This window comes from Muricoccus vinaceus (genome assembly GCF_042433125.1).
Lineage (GTDB): Bacteria > Pseudomonadota > Alphaproteobacteria > Acetobacterales > Acetobacteraceae > Roseomonas > Roseomonas vinacea.
This window is the reverse complement of the sequence record NZ_JBHLVZ010000023.1, coordinates 11,947-27,039: the sequence shown is the minus strand read 5'-3', so window position 1 is coordinate 27,039 and position 15,093 is coordinate 11,947. Positions and strand designations below refer to the sequence as shown.

13 protein-coding genes are annotated in these 15,093 nt (G+C 72.1%); 6 read left to right on the top strand and 7 right to left on the bottom strand.

Annotated features, from left to right (window positions below):
• Positions 1-27: 27 nt before the first annotated feature.
• Together ACFFIC_RS10980 and ACFFIC_RS10975 are read right to left on the bottom strand one after the other, a co-directional pair.
• Entirely contained in the window at positions 28-2,031 is a 2,004-nt protein-coding gene (locus ACFFIC_RS10980; RefSeq protein WP_377050204.1) for a PHA/PHB synthase family protein, read from the bottom strand.
• Positions 2,032-2,291: 260 nt separating this feature from the next.
• Positions 2,292-2,732, bottom strand: a complete 441-nt coding sequence (locus tag ACFFIC_RS10975) for a hypothetical protein (RefSeq protein WP_377050203.1) — start codon at positions 2,730-2,732, stop codon at positions 2,292-2,294.
• 141 nt (positions 2,733-2,873) lie between these two features.
• Here ACFFIC_RS10975 and ACFFIC_RS10970 point away from each other — a divergent pair, with 141 nt between their 5' ends.
• Positions 2,874-3,194: a hypothetical protein gene (locus ACFFIC_RS10970; RefSeq protein ID WP_377050202.1), complete on the top strand. Its 321-nt coding sequence runs from the start codon at positions 2,874-2,876 to the stop codon at positions 3,192-3,194.
• A 42-nt stretch (positions 3,195-3,236) separates the two neighbouring features.
• On the opposite strand, the gene ACFFIC_RS10965 is transcribed toward ACFFIC_RS10970, so the two are convergent.
• The 3 genes from ACFFIC_RS10965 to ACFFIC_RS10955 form a co-directional block, all read right to left on the bottom strand.
• Positions 3,237-4,214, bottom strand: coding sequence for a phosphoribosylaminoimidazolesuccinocarboxamide synthase (locus tag ACFFIC_RS10965; protein WP_377050201.1), 978 nt, complete (start codon positions 4,212-4,214; stop codon positions 3,237-3,239).
• 61 nt (positions 4,215-4,275) lie between these two features.
• Positions 4,276-4,728: a secondary thiamine-phosphate synthase enzyme YjbQ gene (locus ACFFIC_RS10960; RefSeq protein ID WP_377050200.1), complete on the bottom strand. Its 453-nt coding sequence runs from the start codon at positions 4,726-4,728 to the stop codon at positions 4,276-4,278.
• A gap of 61 nt (positions 4,729-4,789) precedes the next feature.
• A complete protein-coding gene (locus tag ACFFIC_RS10955) occupies positions 4,790-6,103 on the bottom strand; it encodes an O-acetylhomoserine aminocarboxypropyltransferase/cysteine synthase family protein (protein WP_377050199.1) in 1,314 nt (437 codons plus the stop codon).
• A gap of 250 nt (positions 6,104-6,353) precedes the next feature.
• On the opposite strand from ACFFIC_RS10955, the gene ACFFIC_RS10950 reads away from it, so the two are divergent.
• The 4 genes from ACFFIC_RS10950 (at position 6,354) to ACFFIC_RS10935 (ending at position 9,932) form a co-directional block, all read left to right on the top strand.
• A complete protein-coding gene (locus ACFFIC_RS10950) occupies positions 6,354-7,955 on the top strand; it encodes a flavin monoamine oxidase family protein (protein WP_377050198.1) in 1,602 nt (533 codons plus the stop codon).
• The gene (locus tag ACFFIC_RS10945) at positions 7,955-8,416 is read left to right on the top strand and encodes a c-type cytochrome (protein ID WP_377050197.1); all 462 of its coding nucleotides are present in this window, start codon (positions 7,955-7,957) and stop codon (positions 8,414-8,416) included. The genes ACFFIC_RS10950 and ACFFIC_RS10945 overlap by 1 nt, the downstream gene beginning before the upstream one ends.
• A gap of 41 nt (positions 8,417-8,457) precedes the next feature.
• Positions 8,458-8,952 (top strand): RidA family protein, encoded by a 495-nt coding sequence (locus tag ACFFIC_RS10940; RefSeq protein ID WP_377050196.1) that lies wholly within the window; start codon positions 8,458-8,460, stop codon positions 8,950-8,952.
• Positions 8,953-9,440: 488 nt separating this feature from the next.
• Positions 9,441-9,932 carry a septal ring lytic transglycosylase RlpA family protein gene (locus ACFFIC_RS10935; RefSeq protein WP_377050195.1) on the top strand — a complete coding sequence of 164 codons (492 nt, stop codon included), beginning with the start codon at positions 9,441-9,443 and terminating at the stop codon, positions 9,930-9,932.
• A gap of 283 nt (positions 9,933-10,215) precedes the next feature.
• Here the strand turns inward: ACFFIC_RS10935 and ACFFIC_RS10930 are convergent, their stop codons facing one another.
• Positions 10,216-11,946 (bottom strand): PAS-domain containing protein, encoded by a 1,731-nt coding sequence (locus tag ACFFIC_RS10930; RefSeq protein WP_377050194.1) that lies wholly within the window; start codon positions 11,944-11,946, stop codon positions 10,216-10,218.
• A gap of 347 nt (positions 11,947-12,293) precedes the next feature.
• Positions 12,294-13,373, bottom strand: a complete 1,080-nt coding sequence (locus tag ACFFIC_RS10925; RefSeq protein WP_377050193.1) for an AI-2E family transporter — start codon at positions 13,371-13,373, stop codon at positions 12,294-12,296.
• An 86-nt stretch (positions 13,374-13,459) separates the two neighbouring features.
• On the opposite strand from ACFFIC_RS10925, the gene ACFFIC_RS10920 reads away from it, so the two are divergent.
• Positions 13,460-15,037, top strand: a complete 1,578-nt coding sequence (locus tag ACFFIC_RS10920) for a hypothetical protein (protein ID WP_377050192.1) — start codon at positions 13,460-13,462, stop codon at positions 15,035-15,037.
• The last annotated feature ends 56 nt before the right edge of the window (positions 15,038-15,093 follow it).

The window sequence follows — 15,093 nt, the reverse complement described above, 5'->3', positions numbered from 1 at the left end:
GATCGACCTCGATGGTGAACTTCATCCTCACGTCTCCAGCACGTAGAGCCCGGGCGCATCCTCCAGCGGCGGATGGGCCGCGCTGCCCATCGGGGGCGGGGCGGCCCTCCGGCCGGACCGCGCGGCGAGCCAGCCGCTCCAATCGGCCCACCAGCTTCCCTCGTGCCGCTGCGCGTCCCGCCGCCACTCGGCGGGCGTGGCGGCGGGTGCCGCATCCGGCGGCTGGGTCCAGTGGGCGCCCTTTCCCCCCGGCGGGTTGATGATCCCGGCAATGTGGCCGCTGGAGGCAAGGACGTAGCGGACCTGGCCGCCGGCCAGCCGCGTGATCTGCCAGGCCGCGTCCCACGGCACGATGTGGTCCTTCTCCGCCCCCACGGCGTAGATGTCCTGGCGGATGCGGCCGAGGTCGACCGCCTCTCCCTTGAGCTGGATGCGGCCGGGCACGACCAGGTTGTTCTCGCGGTAGGTGTTGCGCAGGTACCAGGTGTGGGCGGCGCGCGTCATGCGCGTGCCGTCGCTGTTCCAGTAGAGCAGGTCGAAGGCCGGCGGCTTCTCGCCCATCAGGTAGTTGTTGACCACGTTCGCCCAGATCAGGTCGTTGGAGCGGAGCAGGTTGAACATGTTCGACATCTCTCGGCTGTCGAGATAGCCGCGCTCCATCATCTGCTGCTCCACCAGCCCGATGGATTCGTCGCCCATGAAGACGGCGGTGTCCCCCACGCGCGAGAAGTCCTGCAGCGAGACCATGAAGGTCACCGCGCCGAAGCGTTCGTCGCCCTTCGCCGCCAGCCAGGCCAGCGTCATCGCCAGCAATGTGCCGCCGATGCAGTAGCCCATCACGTTCACCGTCGGGCTGCCGGTGATCTCGCGCGCCACGTCGCTCGCGGCCAGCGGGCCGAGTTCCATGTAGTCCTCGATGGTGATGCCATCCATCGAGGCGTCCGGGTTCTTCCACGACACCATGAACACGGTGAAGCCCTGCTCGGTCAGGAAGCGGACCATGCTGTTCTTCGGCTGCAGGTCCAGGATGTAGAACTTGTTGATCCAGGGCGGCAGGATGAGCAGCGGCGTCCCATGCGCCGTCCCGCTCGCCGGGGCATACTGGATCAGCTCGATCAGCCGGTTGCGGTGCACGACCTTGCCGGGGGAAAGGGCCAGGTTCCGCCCGGGGGCGAAGGCCTTGGTGTCCACCAGGCTCAGACGACCCGCCTGCAGGTCGCCGAGCAGGTTGCGCGCCCCTTCCGCCAGGCTCGCACCGCCCGTCTCCATGGCGCGGCGCAGGGCGGCGGGATTGGAGAACAGCAGGAGCGAGGGGCTCATCGCATCCACGAACTGCCGGAGATGGAAGGTGAGCCGCTGCCGCTCCGCCTCGTCCAGGTCCTCCGCCTCGCCCTGGCGCAGCAGCCAGTCGGAGGCGAGCAGATAGGCCTCCTTCAGGGTGCGGTAGGCCGGGTGGTTCTGCCATTCCGGCGCCGCGAAGCGCTTGTCCGCCGGCCGTGCCGCCGAACCCGCCTCGGGCGGCGCGGCGACGCCCATCCAGCGCTGCCCCGCCTGGTTCCAGCTCTCCAAGGCCGAGCGCCAAAGATCCGCGTTCATCCGCACCGCCGAGGACAGCATGTCCGCGGGGCGCCCAAGGCCGCGGAGCCAGACGGTGCGGAGCGCCCGCACCACCTCGGCCCAGTCCACGGGAACCACCTCGCGCATGGGGTTCGCGTTCCACATGCTGTCCACCGAGCGCAGCAGCGGATCGCGCGCTATCTGCTCGGCCATGCTCGCGGCAGCGCCGGCGAGGGGCGCGGCCGCGAGATCATCGGCGAAGAGGCCGCGCCACGGCGTGGCCTGCGCCCAGGGCTGGCCGGCCGCCGACATGGCCTTGGCCCAGTTGGCCCAAAGGCCCGGCATCGCGTCCGGCGCGGCCGCGGTTCCGCTGGAGCCGGTGGCGGGCGCGGCCTTCGCCTCCGCACCCTTCGGGTCGTCCGTCACGCCCTCTCCGCCCTGGGGCAGGTCCCGCGCTTTCTTGCCTGAAGGCATGGCGCTTCTCCCTTGCTGCCACCCTTCTCTGGAGCAGGGGGTGGCCTTTGGTTCTCACGCGGCGCCCCGGAAGCGGCCATCCCCTGTGTTGGTGGAACTGCGGGGCTGCAAACGAGGAGCCTTCGGCGAAACGCATGGGAAGCCGAAAGGTCAGGGGAAGGGCGGGCGGCCTTGCCCCTCGGCGCGCCCGGCCCGTGCCGGGTCCACTGCCTCCGCTTGGCCCTGGCACGGCTCCGCCAGGACCGGCGTCGTCCCGGCGGTCAGGCCTGTTCTGCGCCGGTGCCGGGAAGGATGCGCAGGCTTCCACCGACCTGCTGGGCTGCCAGGCGCAGCTCGGCCGCGCAGGCGCGGAGCGAGGCCGCCACCATCGCCGGCGCCGGCCCCTGGCCCTCGGCCACCGGAAGGGGCGCGGTGAGCCGTTGAAAGGAGATGGAGCCTTCCCCCAGCCCGGCCCACCAGTGCCAGAAGGGCTGGCCATCCCCCACCCCGTGCACCGCCCAGGCCGCGGGATCGCGCAGGGATGCATGGAGCGCGGCGAGCCCCTCCGGCATGACGCCGGCGGCTCCGGACCAGGCCGCCTGCAGGAAGGCCTCGGCCACGCCGTCCAGCCCGGCCACGACCTCGCAGCGCGCCACCCTGCCGTTCACCGTCGCGATGAACAGCGCGTCCTCGCCAGGAGCGCCCGGGTCCTCATGCTTCATGGTTGCCCTCATGCCACAACGCGCGGAAAGGCGCAGGACCCGCCGCAGCCACCCGTCCGCCCCGGCGTTTTCCCAGGCCGAACAGAGCGGCAGGCCGCCGCGCGCGGGCCGGCACGCGGCAGCCCAGCCCAGGAGGATGCGATGTTCATCGCGCGCTTCTCGTACGACGTGCTGCCCGTCAACCGGCAGCGGGCGCTGGACTTCATCCGCCGGGAGGTCGAGGCCGCCCGGTCGACGGGGCTCAACGCCCGGTTGCTCGTGCCCCTGACGCGGGGCCAGGGCGGCGCCGGGCTGCAGTTCGAGGTGGAACTGACCAGCCTCGACCAGCTGGAGGAACTCCGGCATCGCGGCGCGCGTGGCGCGCCCTCGGAAGGCGAGGACTGGATGCGCGCCTTCAGCGATATCCTCAACGCGCCCCCGCTGGTCGAGATCCTGCGGGTCGACGGGGCGTCCCCGCGCTGAACCGCAGGGCGGAGGAGAACCAGCCCGTGCCCGGCCACCGGCTCAGGCGTTGAACAGGGGCGAAAGGCGGCTGCGGATGCGTTCCAGCACGCTGCCGCCGGCGGGATCCGGCTCAAAGGCCTGTCCCGTGATGGTCTCGAAGGCTTCGACGTAAACGGCCGCCGTTTCGAGGATCATCTCCGCGGGTATCTCGGGGATCGGGTCCGCGTAGGGATCGCAGCGCGCCGCGACCCAGGAGCGCACGAAGTCCTTGTCGAAGCTCTCGGGCCTCTCGCCGGCCTCGAAGCGCGCCTCGAAGCTTCCGGCCTTCCAGTAGCGGCTGCTGTCGGGCGTGTGGATCTCGTCGGCCAGCAGGATGCGGCCCTGCGCGTCCGTGCCGAACTCGTACTTGGTGTCGGCCAGGATCAGGCCGCGCTCCGCCGCCATGGCCTGCCCGCGGGCGAACAGCGCCAGGGCATGGCTGGTCAGCTCTTCCCACTGGGCCGGCGTCACCAGCCCGCGCTCCAGGATCCCGGCGGGGGTGAGCGGCTCGTCGTGCCCGCCGTCGAAGGCCTTGCTCGTGGGGGTGATGACCGGCTGCGGCAGGCGCTGGTTGTCGCGCATGCCGTCGGGCAGGCGGATGCCGTACATCTCGCGCGCGCCCGCCTTGTAGAGCGTCAGGATGGAGGTGCCCGTCGTGCCCGCGAGGTAACCGCGCACCACGATCTCCACCGGCAGGATGTCCAGGCGCTGGCCGATGACCACGTTCGGGTCCGGATAGTCGAGCACATGGTTGGGGCAGATGTCGCGCGTCGCCTCGAACCAGTGGCGTGCCGTCTGGGTCAGCACCTGCCCCTTGAAGGGCACGGCGCAGAGGATGCGGTCGAAGGCGCTGAGGCGGTCGGTGGCGATGATGACGCGCCGCCCGTCCGGCAGGTCGTAGTTGTCGCGCACCTTGCCGCGGTAGTGGTTGGGCAGCTCGGCGATGGTGGCGTCGCGCAGCACGCGGTCCGCCTGGGCGCGGAGGATGGCGGGGTCCATGGGTGTTCGGTTCCTGGCGCGGCGTGGTCGTGGCCGAACCTAGCCGCTCCGGCCGGTGCTGTCAGGCGGGGGCCCCTGCCGCGCCTCGCGCGGCCTCGCCGATCAGGTGCAGCACCACCTCCCGCCGGTGCGGCCCGGCGCGGTGCTCGTAGAGGTAGATGCCCTGCCAGGTGCCCAGCACCGGCCGCCCGCCCTCCACGGGGATGGAGAGCTGGGTCTGGGTGAGGGCGGCGCGGATATGGGCGGGCATGTCGTCCGGCCCTTCGTCGTCGTGCCGGTAGCGCCAGGCCCGGCCATCGGGAACGAGGCGTTGCAGGAACTCCTCCAGGTCCGTCCGCACCTCGGGGGAGGCGTTCTCCTGCACGAGCAGGGAGGCCGAGGTGTGGCGGCACCAGATCGTCAGCAGCCCGGTGGCAATCCCCTGCCGCCCCGACCAGTCGCGGACGGGGCCGGTGATCTCCTCCAGGCCCTGGCCGCGCGTCTGGACGGAAAGGTGGTGAAGCTGCTGGCGCATGCACCAGCTTCACCGGCCGCGGGCCGCTCCACAAGCGGTTCGCGGCCGGATGCCACGGCCGTCACTCCGCCGCGAGGCGCCGCGCGTCGCGACCCGCGCGATCCAGCGCCTGGGCGAGGTCCGCCAGGATGTCGTCGGGGTGTTCCAGCCCGATCGAGAGCCGCACATAGCCGGGGGAGACGCCCGTCGCGAGCTGGTCCTCGGGCGAGAGCTGCGAATGGGTGGTGCTGGCCGGATGGATCGCCAGGCTCCGCGCATCCCCGATGTTCGCGACGTGGTAGAGCAGCGCGAGCGCATCGATGAAGCGCCGCCCCGCCTCCAGCCCGCCGGCCAGCTCGAAGCCCACCAGCCCGCCACACCCGCGGGTGAGGTACTTCGCCGTGCGCGCCGCGGCGGGGCCGGTCAGGTGCTTGGGGTGGATCACGCGGCTCACCTCGGGCCGCCCGGCCAGGAAGTCGGCCACGATCTCGCCGTTGCGGCTGTGCTCGCGCATGCGCAGCGCCAGCGTCTCGATGCCTTGGAGGGTGAGAAAGGCGTTGAAGGGCGACATGGCCGCGCCGAGGTCGCGCAGCAGCGTCACGCGCGCCTTCAGGATATAGGCGATGGGCCCCATGGGCTTCGCCGCCTCCGCCCAGACCGCGCCGTGGTAGGAGGGATCGGGGCGGTGCAGGGCCGGCTGGCGCGCCGCATGCGCGGCCCAGTCGAAGTTGCCGCCGTCCACGATGATGCCCCCGATGCTGGTGCCGTGGCCGCCGAGGTACTTGGTGGTCGAGAGGATCACCACCGCCGCCCCATGGTCGAAGGGCCGCACGAGCACGGGGGCCGCGGTGTTGTCCATGATCAGCGGAATGCCGAGCGGGCGCCCGAGCGCCGCGACCTCGGCAATCGGGAACACCTCCAGCTTCGGGTTCGGCAGGGTTTCGGCGTACCAGGCGCGCGTGCGATCGTCGGAAGCGCGAAGAAAGGCCTCGGGATCGGCCGGGTCCACGAAGCGCACCTCGATGCCCTGGTCGCGGAAGGTGTTCGCGAACAGGTTCCAGGTGCCGCCATACAGGTTGGTGGAGGAGACGATGTTGTCCCCGGCATGGGCTAGGTTCTGCACGGCCATGGCCGAGGCCGCCTGCCCCGAGGCGACGGCCAGCGCCGCGACGCCGCCCTCGAGCGCTGCCACGCGCTTCTCCAGCACGTCCGTCGTCGGGTTCATGATGCGCGTGTAGATGTTGCCCAGCTCCTGCAGCCCGAACAGGCGCGATGCATGCGCGGCATCGTCGAACTGATAGGAGGTGGTCTGGTAGATCGGCACCGCCACGGCCTTGGTGGCGGGATCGCGCCGCCAGCCCGCGTGCAGGGCAATGGTTTCGGGATGCTCGGACATGGGGTTCTTCCTCCCTGTTGGGGTGATGGGCCGCGCGGGCAGATTGGCGCATCCAGCCCGCTTCGCCACAAGGCCGTTCCGCAGGGCCGGCCCGCCCGCTCGCGCGCCACGCTGCAACACGGCCGGAATGATCGCGCAGGCGTGACGGGCGCGCGAAACGGAAGGCGCCTTGCTGCCGGTCAGCCTGCGTGATCTCGTCGCAGGCAGCTCCCGTCGCAAAGACGGGGATTCGAAATGGGGGAAGCGGAGAATGGCGGAACAGGCTGACGGCGCGGGCGCTCCGCCCAGCCGCCGTGCGCTGCTCGCGCGGATCGGCGCGGTGGCGGGCGGCGCCGCGATGTACCAGGCGATGAGCGCGCTCGGCGTGGCCGCGGAGTCCACCTATTCCGGCCCGATCCGCCTGGAGGGCGACCCGCGCGGCGCTTCCGTCGTGATCCTTGGCGCTGGCCTCGCCGGCATGGTCGCGGCGATGGAGCTGCGGCGTGCCGGATACCGCGTGCAGGTGCTGGAATATGCCGACCGCGCCGGGGGCCGCTGCTGGTCGTTGCGCGGAGGCGACCGCTACACCGAGATGGGCGGCGAAACCCAGGTGGTGAACTTCGATCAGGGCCTGTACTTCAACCCCGGCCCATGGCGCATTCCCTACAACCATCACGCCGTGCTCGATTACTGCAAGCGCCTGGGCGTCGCGCTCGAGCCTTTCGTGCAGGTGAACTACAACGCGCTCGTGCACGGTAGGGCCGCCTTTGGCGGCAAGCCGCAGCGCTACCGCGCGATCAACGCCGACTACCAGGGCGGCATTGCGGAACTGCTGGCCAAGGCGACGAAGCAGGGCAAGCTGGACGAGGCCGTGGGCAAGCAGGACCAGGAAATCCTCCTGGAATCGCTGCGCGCCTGGGGCGCGCTTAACGCCGATATGACCTACGCGAAGTCCCTTCTCACCTCCGACCGCCGCGGCTTCGAGCGCGACCCCGGTGGCGGGCTGACGGCACGCCCCAGCTTCTCGGAGCCGGTGGCGCTGAAGGACGTGCTGTCCTCGCGCCTGTGGTCCTATCTCGTCACCGGCTCTCTCTACGAGTTCCAGACCACCATGTTCCAGCCGGTGGGCGGCATGGACATGATCGCCAAGGCCATGGCGCGGGAGGTGGACGGACTGGTCCGCTACAACGCCAAGGTCACTGCCATCCGCCAGGACGGCAATGGCGTCAGCATCACGGTGCAGGACGCGGGCGGCGGCGCGCCGGAGCAGGTGCGGGCGGACTGGTGCGTCTGCACCCTCCCGCTCTCCATCCTCAGCCAGATCGAGATGAATGTCGGCGCGCCCATGGCGGCCGCGATCGGCGCGGTGCCCTACTCGGCTTCGGTCAAGGTCGGACTGCAGTTCAAACGGCGCTTCTGGGAGCAGGACGAACACATCTATGGCGGCATCTCCTACACCGACCTGCCGATCCGCATGATCTCCTATCCTTCCACCGCCTACGGCTCCCCGGGCAAGGGCGTGCTGCTCGGAGCCTATGCCTTCGGTCCCTACGCCTACGAGTTCACGGCCCTTCCGGCGGCGGAGCGCGTGCGTCGCGCGCTGGACTGGGGCGCCACGCTGCACCCGCAGTACCGCGACGAGTTCGACGGCGGCGTTTCCGTCGGCTGGCATCGCGTGCCCGGTGCCATGGGCTGCAACGGCGCCTGGACGGATGCCAAGCGCGCCGAGCACTACGACAATCTCTGCGCCATCGACGGGCGGATCGTGCTGGCCGGCGAGCACGCCTCCTACATCCCCGCCTGGCAGGAGGGCGCGATCCTGTCCTCGCTGGATGCCATTTCACGCCTGCACCGCCGCGTGGTGTCCGCGTGATGCGCGCGCACCGGCACGGTGCCGCCGCGGCACTTCTTCTCGCGGGCCTGGGCGCTGCCCTCTCCCTTCCGGCGCTCTCGCAGGACGCGCCGCCGCGATCCGCTCAGCAGCGCACGGGCGAAGCCACCTCCGACAGCCACGGCTTCGTTTCCGCAACGCGCTTCGGCCAGCAGGACGGCGGCGCGCTTTATGCCGCGATCTGCGCGGGGTGCCACATGCCCGATGGCCGCGGTGCCGCGGGCGCCGGTGCCTATCCGGCGCTGGCGGGCAACGTGAAGCTGGAGCACGCGGCCTATCCCGTCAGCATCGTGCTCAACGGGATGCACGGCATGCCCGGCTTCGCCACGCAGCTCGACGACCGGCAGGTGGCGGCGGTGGTGAACTGGGTCCGCACCAACCTCGGCAACGCCTATGCCGCCGAACCCGCGACCGCGGACGAGGTCAAGGCCGCGCGCCAATGATCCCGCCCCCTTCCATCACGCCATCCGGGAGACTTCGACCCATGCGCCTTCCCCTGCTTCTCGCCGGCCTCCTGGCCGCCGCGCCCTTCGGCCAGGCCGTGGCCCAGGACATCGTGCGGCACCGCACCCCCGGGTCGAACTTTCCCATCGCCATGGCCGTGGAGGTCCCGCCCGGCGCCACCACGGTCATGGTCAGCGGCATGGTGCCGCCCGTGGCAGACGCCGCCGCCCCGCGTAACAGCCTCGCCAGCTTCGGCGACACGCGGACCCAGACCGCGGGCGTGCTGTCGCGGATCGAGGCGAGCCTGAAGTCCATCGGGCTGTCGCTCGGCGATGTCGTGCGGATGCAGGTCTTCCTGGTCGGCGATCCCGGCAGGGGAGGGCGGATGGACTTCGACGGCTTCATGGCCGCCTACACCGAGCACTTCGGCACACCGGCGCAACCGAACCTCCCGGCGCGGTCCGTGATGCAGGTGGCTGGCCTGGTCAATCCGGGATGGCTGGTCGAGATCGAGGTGACCGCCGCGCGCCGCTGAGAGGCGGAACAGGCTCAAAGCCCGGGCATTGGGCGCTGGCGCCGCAAACGTTTCCGGCGCCGGTTCGTTGCGGTGCCGTTCACTCGAAGCCGCCGCCGTCCATTCACCAAAAGGTGAGGAACGGCGACTTTTAGGTTGCCACACCGGCCGTGAGCCCATACCACGGGTGCAGCGCACACCGGCGCGGCGGCCTTCACCGCCCGCGCCCGCCCGAGCCAGGCCGGTTTTCGGCGTGGCCACGGCCAACCGGACGCAGGGCATGCTGCCCTCGGCCGCTCTTTCGCTCCAGGTGGTGCCCGGTCCCCTCGCGGTGATCCCGGGCGCCCGCCGAAGCCTCAAGGAGACGCTGCAATGGCGATCGATCGCCCGCGCGCCGAGACCAACCTTGCGAACGCCACCGCGGCCCGAATGGGACGGACTGGCAAGCGGGGCCCCGCGGTTTGAGGGCCGCCGCCCGGCGCGCGGCAGGTGCTTGCGCCGTTCTTGGCTTGCTGATCCTGGTGGTGGGCTGTGCCCCCCCGGCCGATGAACCCCTGTTCACCTCCATGGCGGCCGCGCCCGAGAGCCGGGCCGTGCCCCCGCCGGCCGCGGCGGCGGAGGAGCCCGACAGCCCGGCATCCGCCCTGCTGCAGCAGCGGGGCCTCAGGCCGGCGGGCGAGCAGCAGCTCGGCAACGCCTCCTATTACGGGCCCGAGTTCACCGGAAGGAAGATGGCCAACGGCCGCCCCTTCGACCCGCGCTCCGCCACCGTCGCCCACCGGACGCTGCCCTTCGGGACCCGGGTGCTGGTGACGCATCTCGGAAACGGGCGCTCCGCCATGGCGACGGTGGAGGATCGTGGACCCTTCATCCGCGGCCGCATCATCGATCTCAGCCCGAGGCTCGCGGAGCGGCTGGGCATGACGTTGCAGGGGGTCGCGGCCGTGGAGGTGACGCCGGTCGAGACCGCGCCGGTCGAGATCGCCGAGGCACCGGGCTGAGCAAACCCGGCCCGGCTAGCCCGGGCCGGGCCCGGCCACCAGCTGTCTGTCCTGCACCGGGGGCGCGGCGGGAAGCGCCGGCTGCTCACCGCGCCTGACACCCTCCAGTTCCGCCATCCTTCCTCCGCCTTCCGCCCCACCAGGGAGGTTGGACGCCTCGTGCTCCGAACGGGGCAGGGCCGGTGCGGCCAGGAAGGGAAGGCGTACGTTCAGGCCGGGGCCTGTGCGTGGCGGCCACGGCCTCCGGCGGCCATAACGCCCCTCCCGGCGCGCGAAGCATGTGTCAGGAGCCGCCGCCCTCCGCCGGGCGTGCGGGCACGGCGACGCGCGTGTCCAGCACCGCACGGATCGCCTTGGACAGCCCGGGAAGCTGGTAGGGCTTGGAAATGTACGAGGCGGGAGGCGCCCCTTCCTCCGGCGGCGCCTCCGCCGGCCCGCCCGATGTGGTGAGCACGGCAAGCCCGGGCCAGCGGCGCGAGGCCTCGGCGGCGAGCTGCCGGCCGGTGATGCCGGGCAGCACGAGATCGGTGAAGAGCAGGGCCACGTCCGGCCTGGTCTCGAGCACGGTGAGGGCGGTGGAGGCGTCCCGCGCGCCCAGGGCGTGGTAGCCCAGCGCTTCCAGTCCCTCCGTCGTGCAGGACAGGATGTCGGGCTCGTCCTCCACCACCAGCACGGCCTCGCCATGGCCGATGAGGCGGTCCGCGTCGCCCGGCCAGGCCTGCACGCCGTCGGGCATGGGAACCAGGAGGCGGGGGATCAGGATGGTGACGGCCGTCCCTGCCCGGAACTGGCTGTCGATCACGAGATGGCCGCCCGCCTGGGTCACGAAGTCCACCACCTGATACAGGCCGAGGCCCGTGCCCTTGCCGGGCTCCTTGGTGGTGAAGAACGGCTCGCAGGCGCGGGCGGCCACCTCCGGCGACATGCCGGCGCCGGTGTCGCGCACCGTGACGCGCATGAACTCGTCGCCGGGGATCGGGATCGGATCCGGCGCGCCGGGGCCGCCGCGCCGCACCTTCGCGCTCTCGACCAGCACGGCTCCGCCATGGGGCATGGCGTCGCGCGCGTTGATGACGAGGTTGAGCAGGGCGATCTCGAACTGGTGGGGATCGGCCAGCACCACCCAGGGGCAGTCGGCGAGGGTGAATTCCACGGCGTTGCTGCCAGCGGTGGACTGGCGGATCAGGTCGGCCATGCCGGTGATGAGGGCGTTCACGTCCACCGGCCGCGGCTCGCGCGCCTGCCGCCTTGAGATGGCAAGCAGGCGCTGGGTCAGCGCGGCGGCCCGCTGCGCGCCGCTCCGCGCCTGCTCGATGCCCCGCCCGACCCGGTCCAGGTCGAGGTCGCGCAGCGAGCGCTCCGCCCGGTCCAGATTGCCGAGGATGACCATGAGCAGGTTGTTGAAGTCATGCGCCACCCCGCCGGTGAGATGGCCGATCGCTTCCATCTTCTGCGCCTGCCGCAGCTGATCCTCGGCCTGCCGGCGGGCTGTGATGTCGGTGTAGAGCGTGACGAAGCCGCCGTCGGCCAGCGGGTTGCGGCGCAGCTCCATGACGCGGCCATCGGGGCGGCGGCGCTCGATGGTGCCGGAGCTCGCCCCGGTGCGCAGCCGTTCCAGCCGGCGGGCGACCTCGGCCTCCACGTTCACCTCGCCGAACTCCCCGGCCTGGGCCTGGGCGCGGAGGATCTCCTCCATGGGCAGGCCGACGCGGAGCAGGTCCTTGGGAATGCCGGTGAAGTCCGGAAAACGCGCATTCCATTCCACGAGGCGCAGTTCCGCGTCGATCATCATCACGCCGTCAGTCATGCCGCTGAGCACGGCCTCCAGCCGGTCCGCCTTGGAGTCGCGGGAGTCGGGGGCGGCGGAAACAGCCACGGAGCCGGCCGTTGCGGGCGCCATGCCGGCGGGGCCGTTCGCTGCGGGAACACCGGACAGGCCACCTTCCACCACCTCGGCGGGTGCCAGGGAACGCCCGCGGCGCAGGCGCCTGCCTGCGGCCGAGAGCAGATCCATCCCTGCGCGCCTCCATTTCGACAATGCTCTTCCCTTGTCAGCTCCAGCCCCCACCAGCTCGTTGAACCGCCCTCCCGGACGGTGACCGAGACACCGGCATCTTCAACGCCATAGGGCGAGCTTGGCTGCGCCTGACCCGCCCTACGGAAATGAACGCCGGTGCCGTTTGTCACGGGAAGGCCGCTTCACGCCGGCACCGGCTGGAATACCCCGGAACTTCGAAGACGCGAGGGGGGTTTGCACGGGCCGCCAGGAATTTTGCTGCTGGACGGCCCCGGAGGCGTCATTTGTCTGCCTGCCGACGGCAGCGGCAGGGTGTGCGCCGGTATGCGCGACTTTCCTTTGCGCTACCCGCCGGGCTCTGTTCCTGCCGCGTCGCGCCAGAGCAGAACCAGCACGGCCATCACCGCCGGGCCGACGAACAAGCCGAGCAACCCCAGGCTTTCCACCCCGCCGAGGATACCCAGAAGCACCCAGAGGAAGGGCAGGCGCGTCGCGCCGCCGATCAGCGCCGGGCGGATCAGGTGGTCGGCCAGGAACAGCACCACCATGCCGAACGCAAAGACCGCGCCCGCCGCCGCCAATGCGCCGGAGGCCACCAGAAGCAGCGAGGCCGCGCCGAACACGACCGGTGCCGCGAAGGGGAGCATGGCCGCGATCGCCGTCAGCGCCCCCAGCATCACGGGGTGGGGCACCCCGGCCAGGCCATAGGCCAGGCCCAGCAGAATGCCCTCTCCGAGCCCCACCAGGACCAGGCCGCTGACCGTTCCGCGGACGGAGGCGACCGCCTGGTGTCCCAGCCGCTCGCTGCCCGGCCCCAGCAGGCGGTCCGCCACCCGCTGCGCCTGGGCGGCCAGCAACGCGCCGTCGCGGAACAGGAAGAACAGCGTCACCAGCGAGAAGGCGAAAAGCACCGCGCGGCGGGCCAGCGACTCCCCGAGGCTGCGGCCCAGGCCGATCAGCTCGCCCTCGCTCAGCCGGTGCAGGAAGCCCGCCCCGGCCCCCGGCGCCGAAAGCGCCTGCGTCCACCAGCCCGAAGCCTGCGTCCCCACGAGAGGGAGGGCGGACACCCAGGCGGGCGCCGCCGCGCCATGGGCCTCCGCATCGCGCAGCCAGCCCAGCGCCAGGCGCGCCTCACGCCCCAGCTCCAGTGCCGCGATGCCCAGGGGCAGAAGAAAGGCGGTGGCCAGGGCCAGCGTCGCCAGGGCCGGCAACACCACGCGGGAGGGCGCGGCACGGAAACGCTGCGCGCGCTGCAGGAGCGGCCAGGTCGCGATGGCCAGGATCGCCGCCCAGGCCAGGGCGGGCAGGAACCCCCGGAGGATCCAGCCGCCCAGCGCCACCAGCCCCAGGCCGAGGGCGGTCCGGGCCAGAAGCTGTAGCCGGGCGGGAGGCGGCGGCGGGGCGGGCTGCATCCGGGGGACCATGCCGCACCCGCAAAGGGAGGGCCACGCCCCCGGGGGAAGGCAGCGCCGCGCGGCCGCGGTAGTCTGGGCCATCAGGAGCTTTCGCGATGTCTGCTTGTTCCGCCCGGCTCCGCCTCGCCCTCGTCCTTGTGCTGGCCTTGTTCCCCGCCGCGCGTTCCGGCGCGCTGGAAGGGCCACGTCCCGCGGGCGCGGCGGAGGCGGCGCGATGCGACGAGGCGCCGCCGCGCCCGCCCGGCGTCACGCGCCCGCTGGAACTGTCCCTCGCGGGGCTGGTCCCCTTCGCGCGCGACATCCTGGCCCACCATGCCATCCGCAGCCGGCTGCAGGATTCCGGCCGCCAGTTGCGGCTGGAGCTGCAGCTGGGCCCGGTGCAGGACCTGCGCCTGCCAGAGGGCAACCCGGCCACGCTCTATCTTCCCGATGCCAGCGCCGCGGCCGTGCTGGAGGACCGCCGGTCCTCCATCGCCGCGCTCTGGCGGCTGGACGAGGCGACGGTGCTGGCGGCCGACATCGCCTACGACATCCGCCTGCCCACGGGGGAGGGGCCGCCGGTCCTTGCCCCGGAAAGCGCCGCGCAGCTCGCGGATTACCGCCTGGCGGCGCTCTACGCCGACGATTTCAGCGGCTTCGCGGCCGCCGCCTTCGAGGCCCGCCCGGAGCGCGGCCTCGCCCCGCACCGGATCTACGCCATCGCCGGCACGCATGTGTTCGAGCACCGGGACTTCCGGAGCTGGGCCTCGGGGCTGACCTTCGGCCGGGCACAGTTCACCTCCACCGCCGCGCTGCGGATGATCGGCGACGCGGCCGCCTATGCCCGCGACCCCCGGGGCGGGGAGGTGGTGCTGACCGGGCAAAGCCAGGGCGGGCTGGTGGCGCAGGGCGTGGGGATCATGCTGCAAACCCTGCTGGACGCCGAGGCCCGGGCCCATCGCCTGGCGCATGTGGTGTCCTGGGGCGCGGCGGGGGCTGAGGAGGTGATCCTGCGCATGATCGGGGAGGCCCGCGAGGATGGCGGGCGCGGCAACGGCCAGGACCTGGAGCGCCACTGGGCCGCCTCCCAGCCCGGCTATGCCGGGGCGGCGGCGGTCTGGGCGGCGCTGGTGCGGCAGTGGAACGCCGTCCCGGCGGGCAGCGAGGCGGCGGCCGTTCGCGCGGCGGCGGCGCGGATGCGGGTGGTGGGCTACTTCTTCGAGATCGACCTCTTCGCGCGCGCCGGCACCTTCCCTGGCACCGCCCTGGCCTTCCCCACCGCGCTGATCCTGCCAAACGGGTGCGACATGACGGTGGTGGAGGCCCTGATCGGCACCCGGGGCGGCGCCTTCGGCGTGCGGCTCGAATCCCACTTCCTGAAGGGCTACCGCCGCGCCGTGTCGCGCGGGGCGATCGCCCTGGCCCGCCCCGCCCTGCCGGCCAAGTGGCCCTGGGCCACCGACGTGCTGCCGGCGCTGGAGCAGGCCGGCAAGGTCTGGATGGAAACGCTGTACCTGGAAGGGCCCGCCGCCAGCCCCGGCAACTGGCGGCGCTGCCTGTCCGCGCCCCGCTGGCTGACCCAGCGCAACCGCTCCTGCCGGGAGGCCTTCTGGCCCGGCTGCGCGGGGGAGGAAGCGCCCTGGTGCCTCATCCGCGACGCGGGACCGGGCGCTCCGGCGCCCATTCCCGGATGAGCCGGCGGGCCGGGCCGGGGGAGGGGCCCTTTGCAGGGGGGGTGAAAGGGGCAACA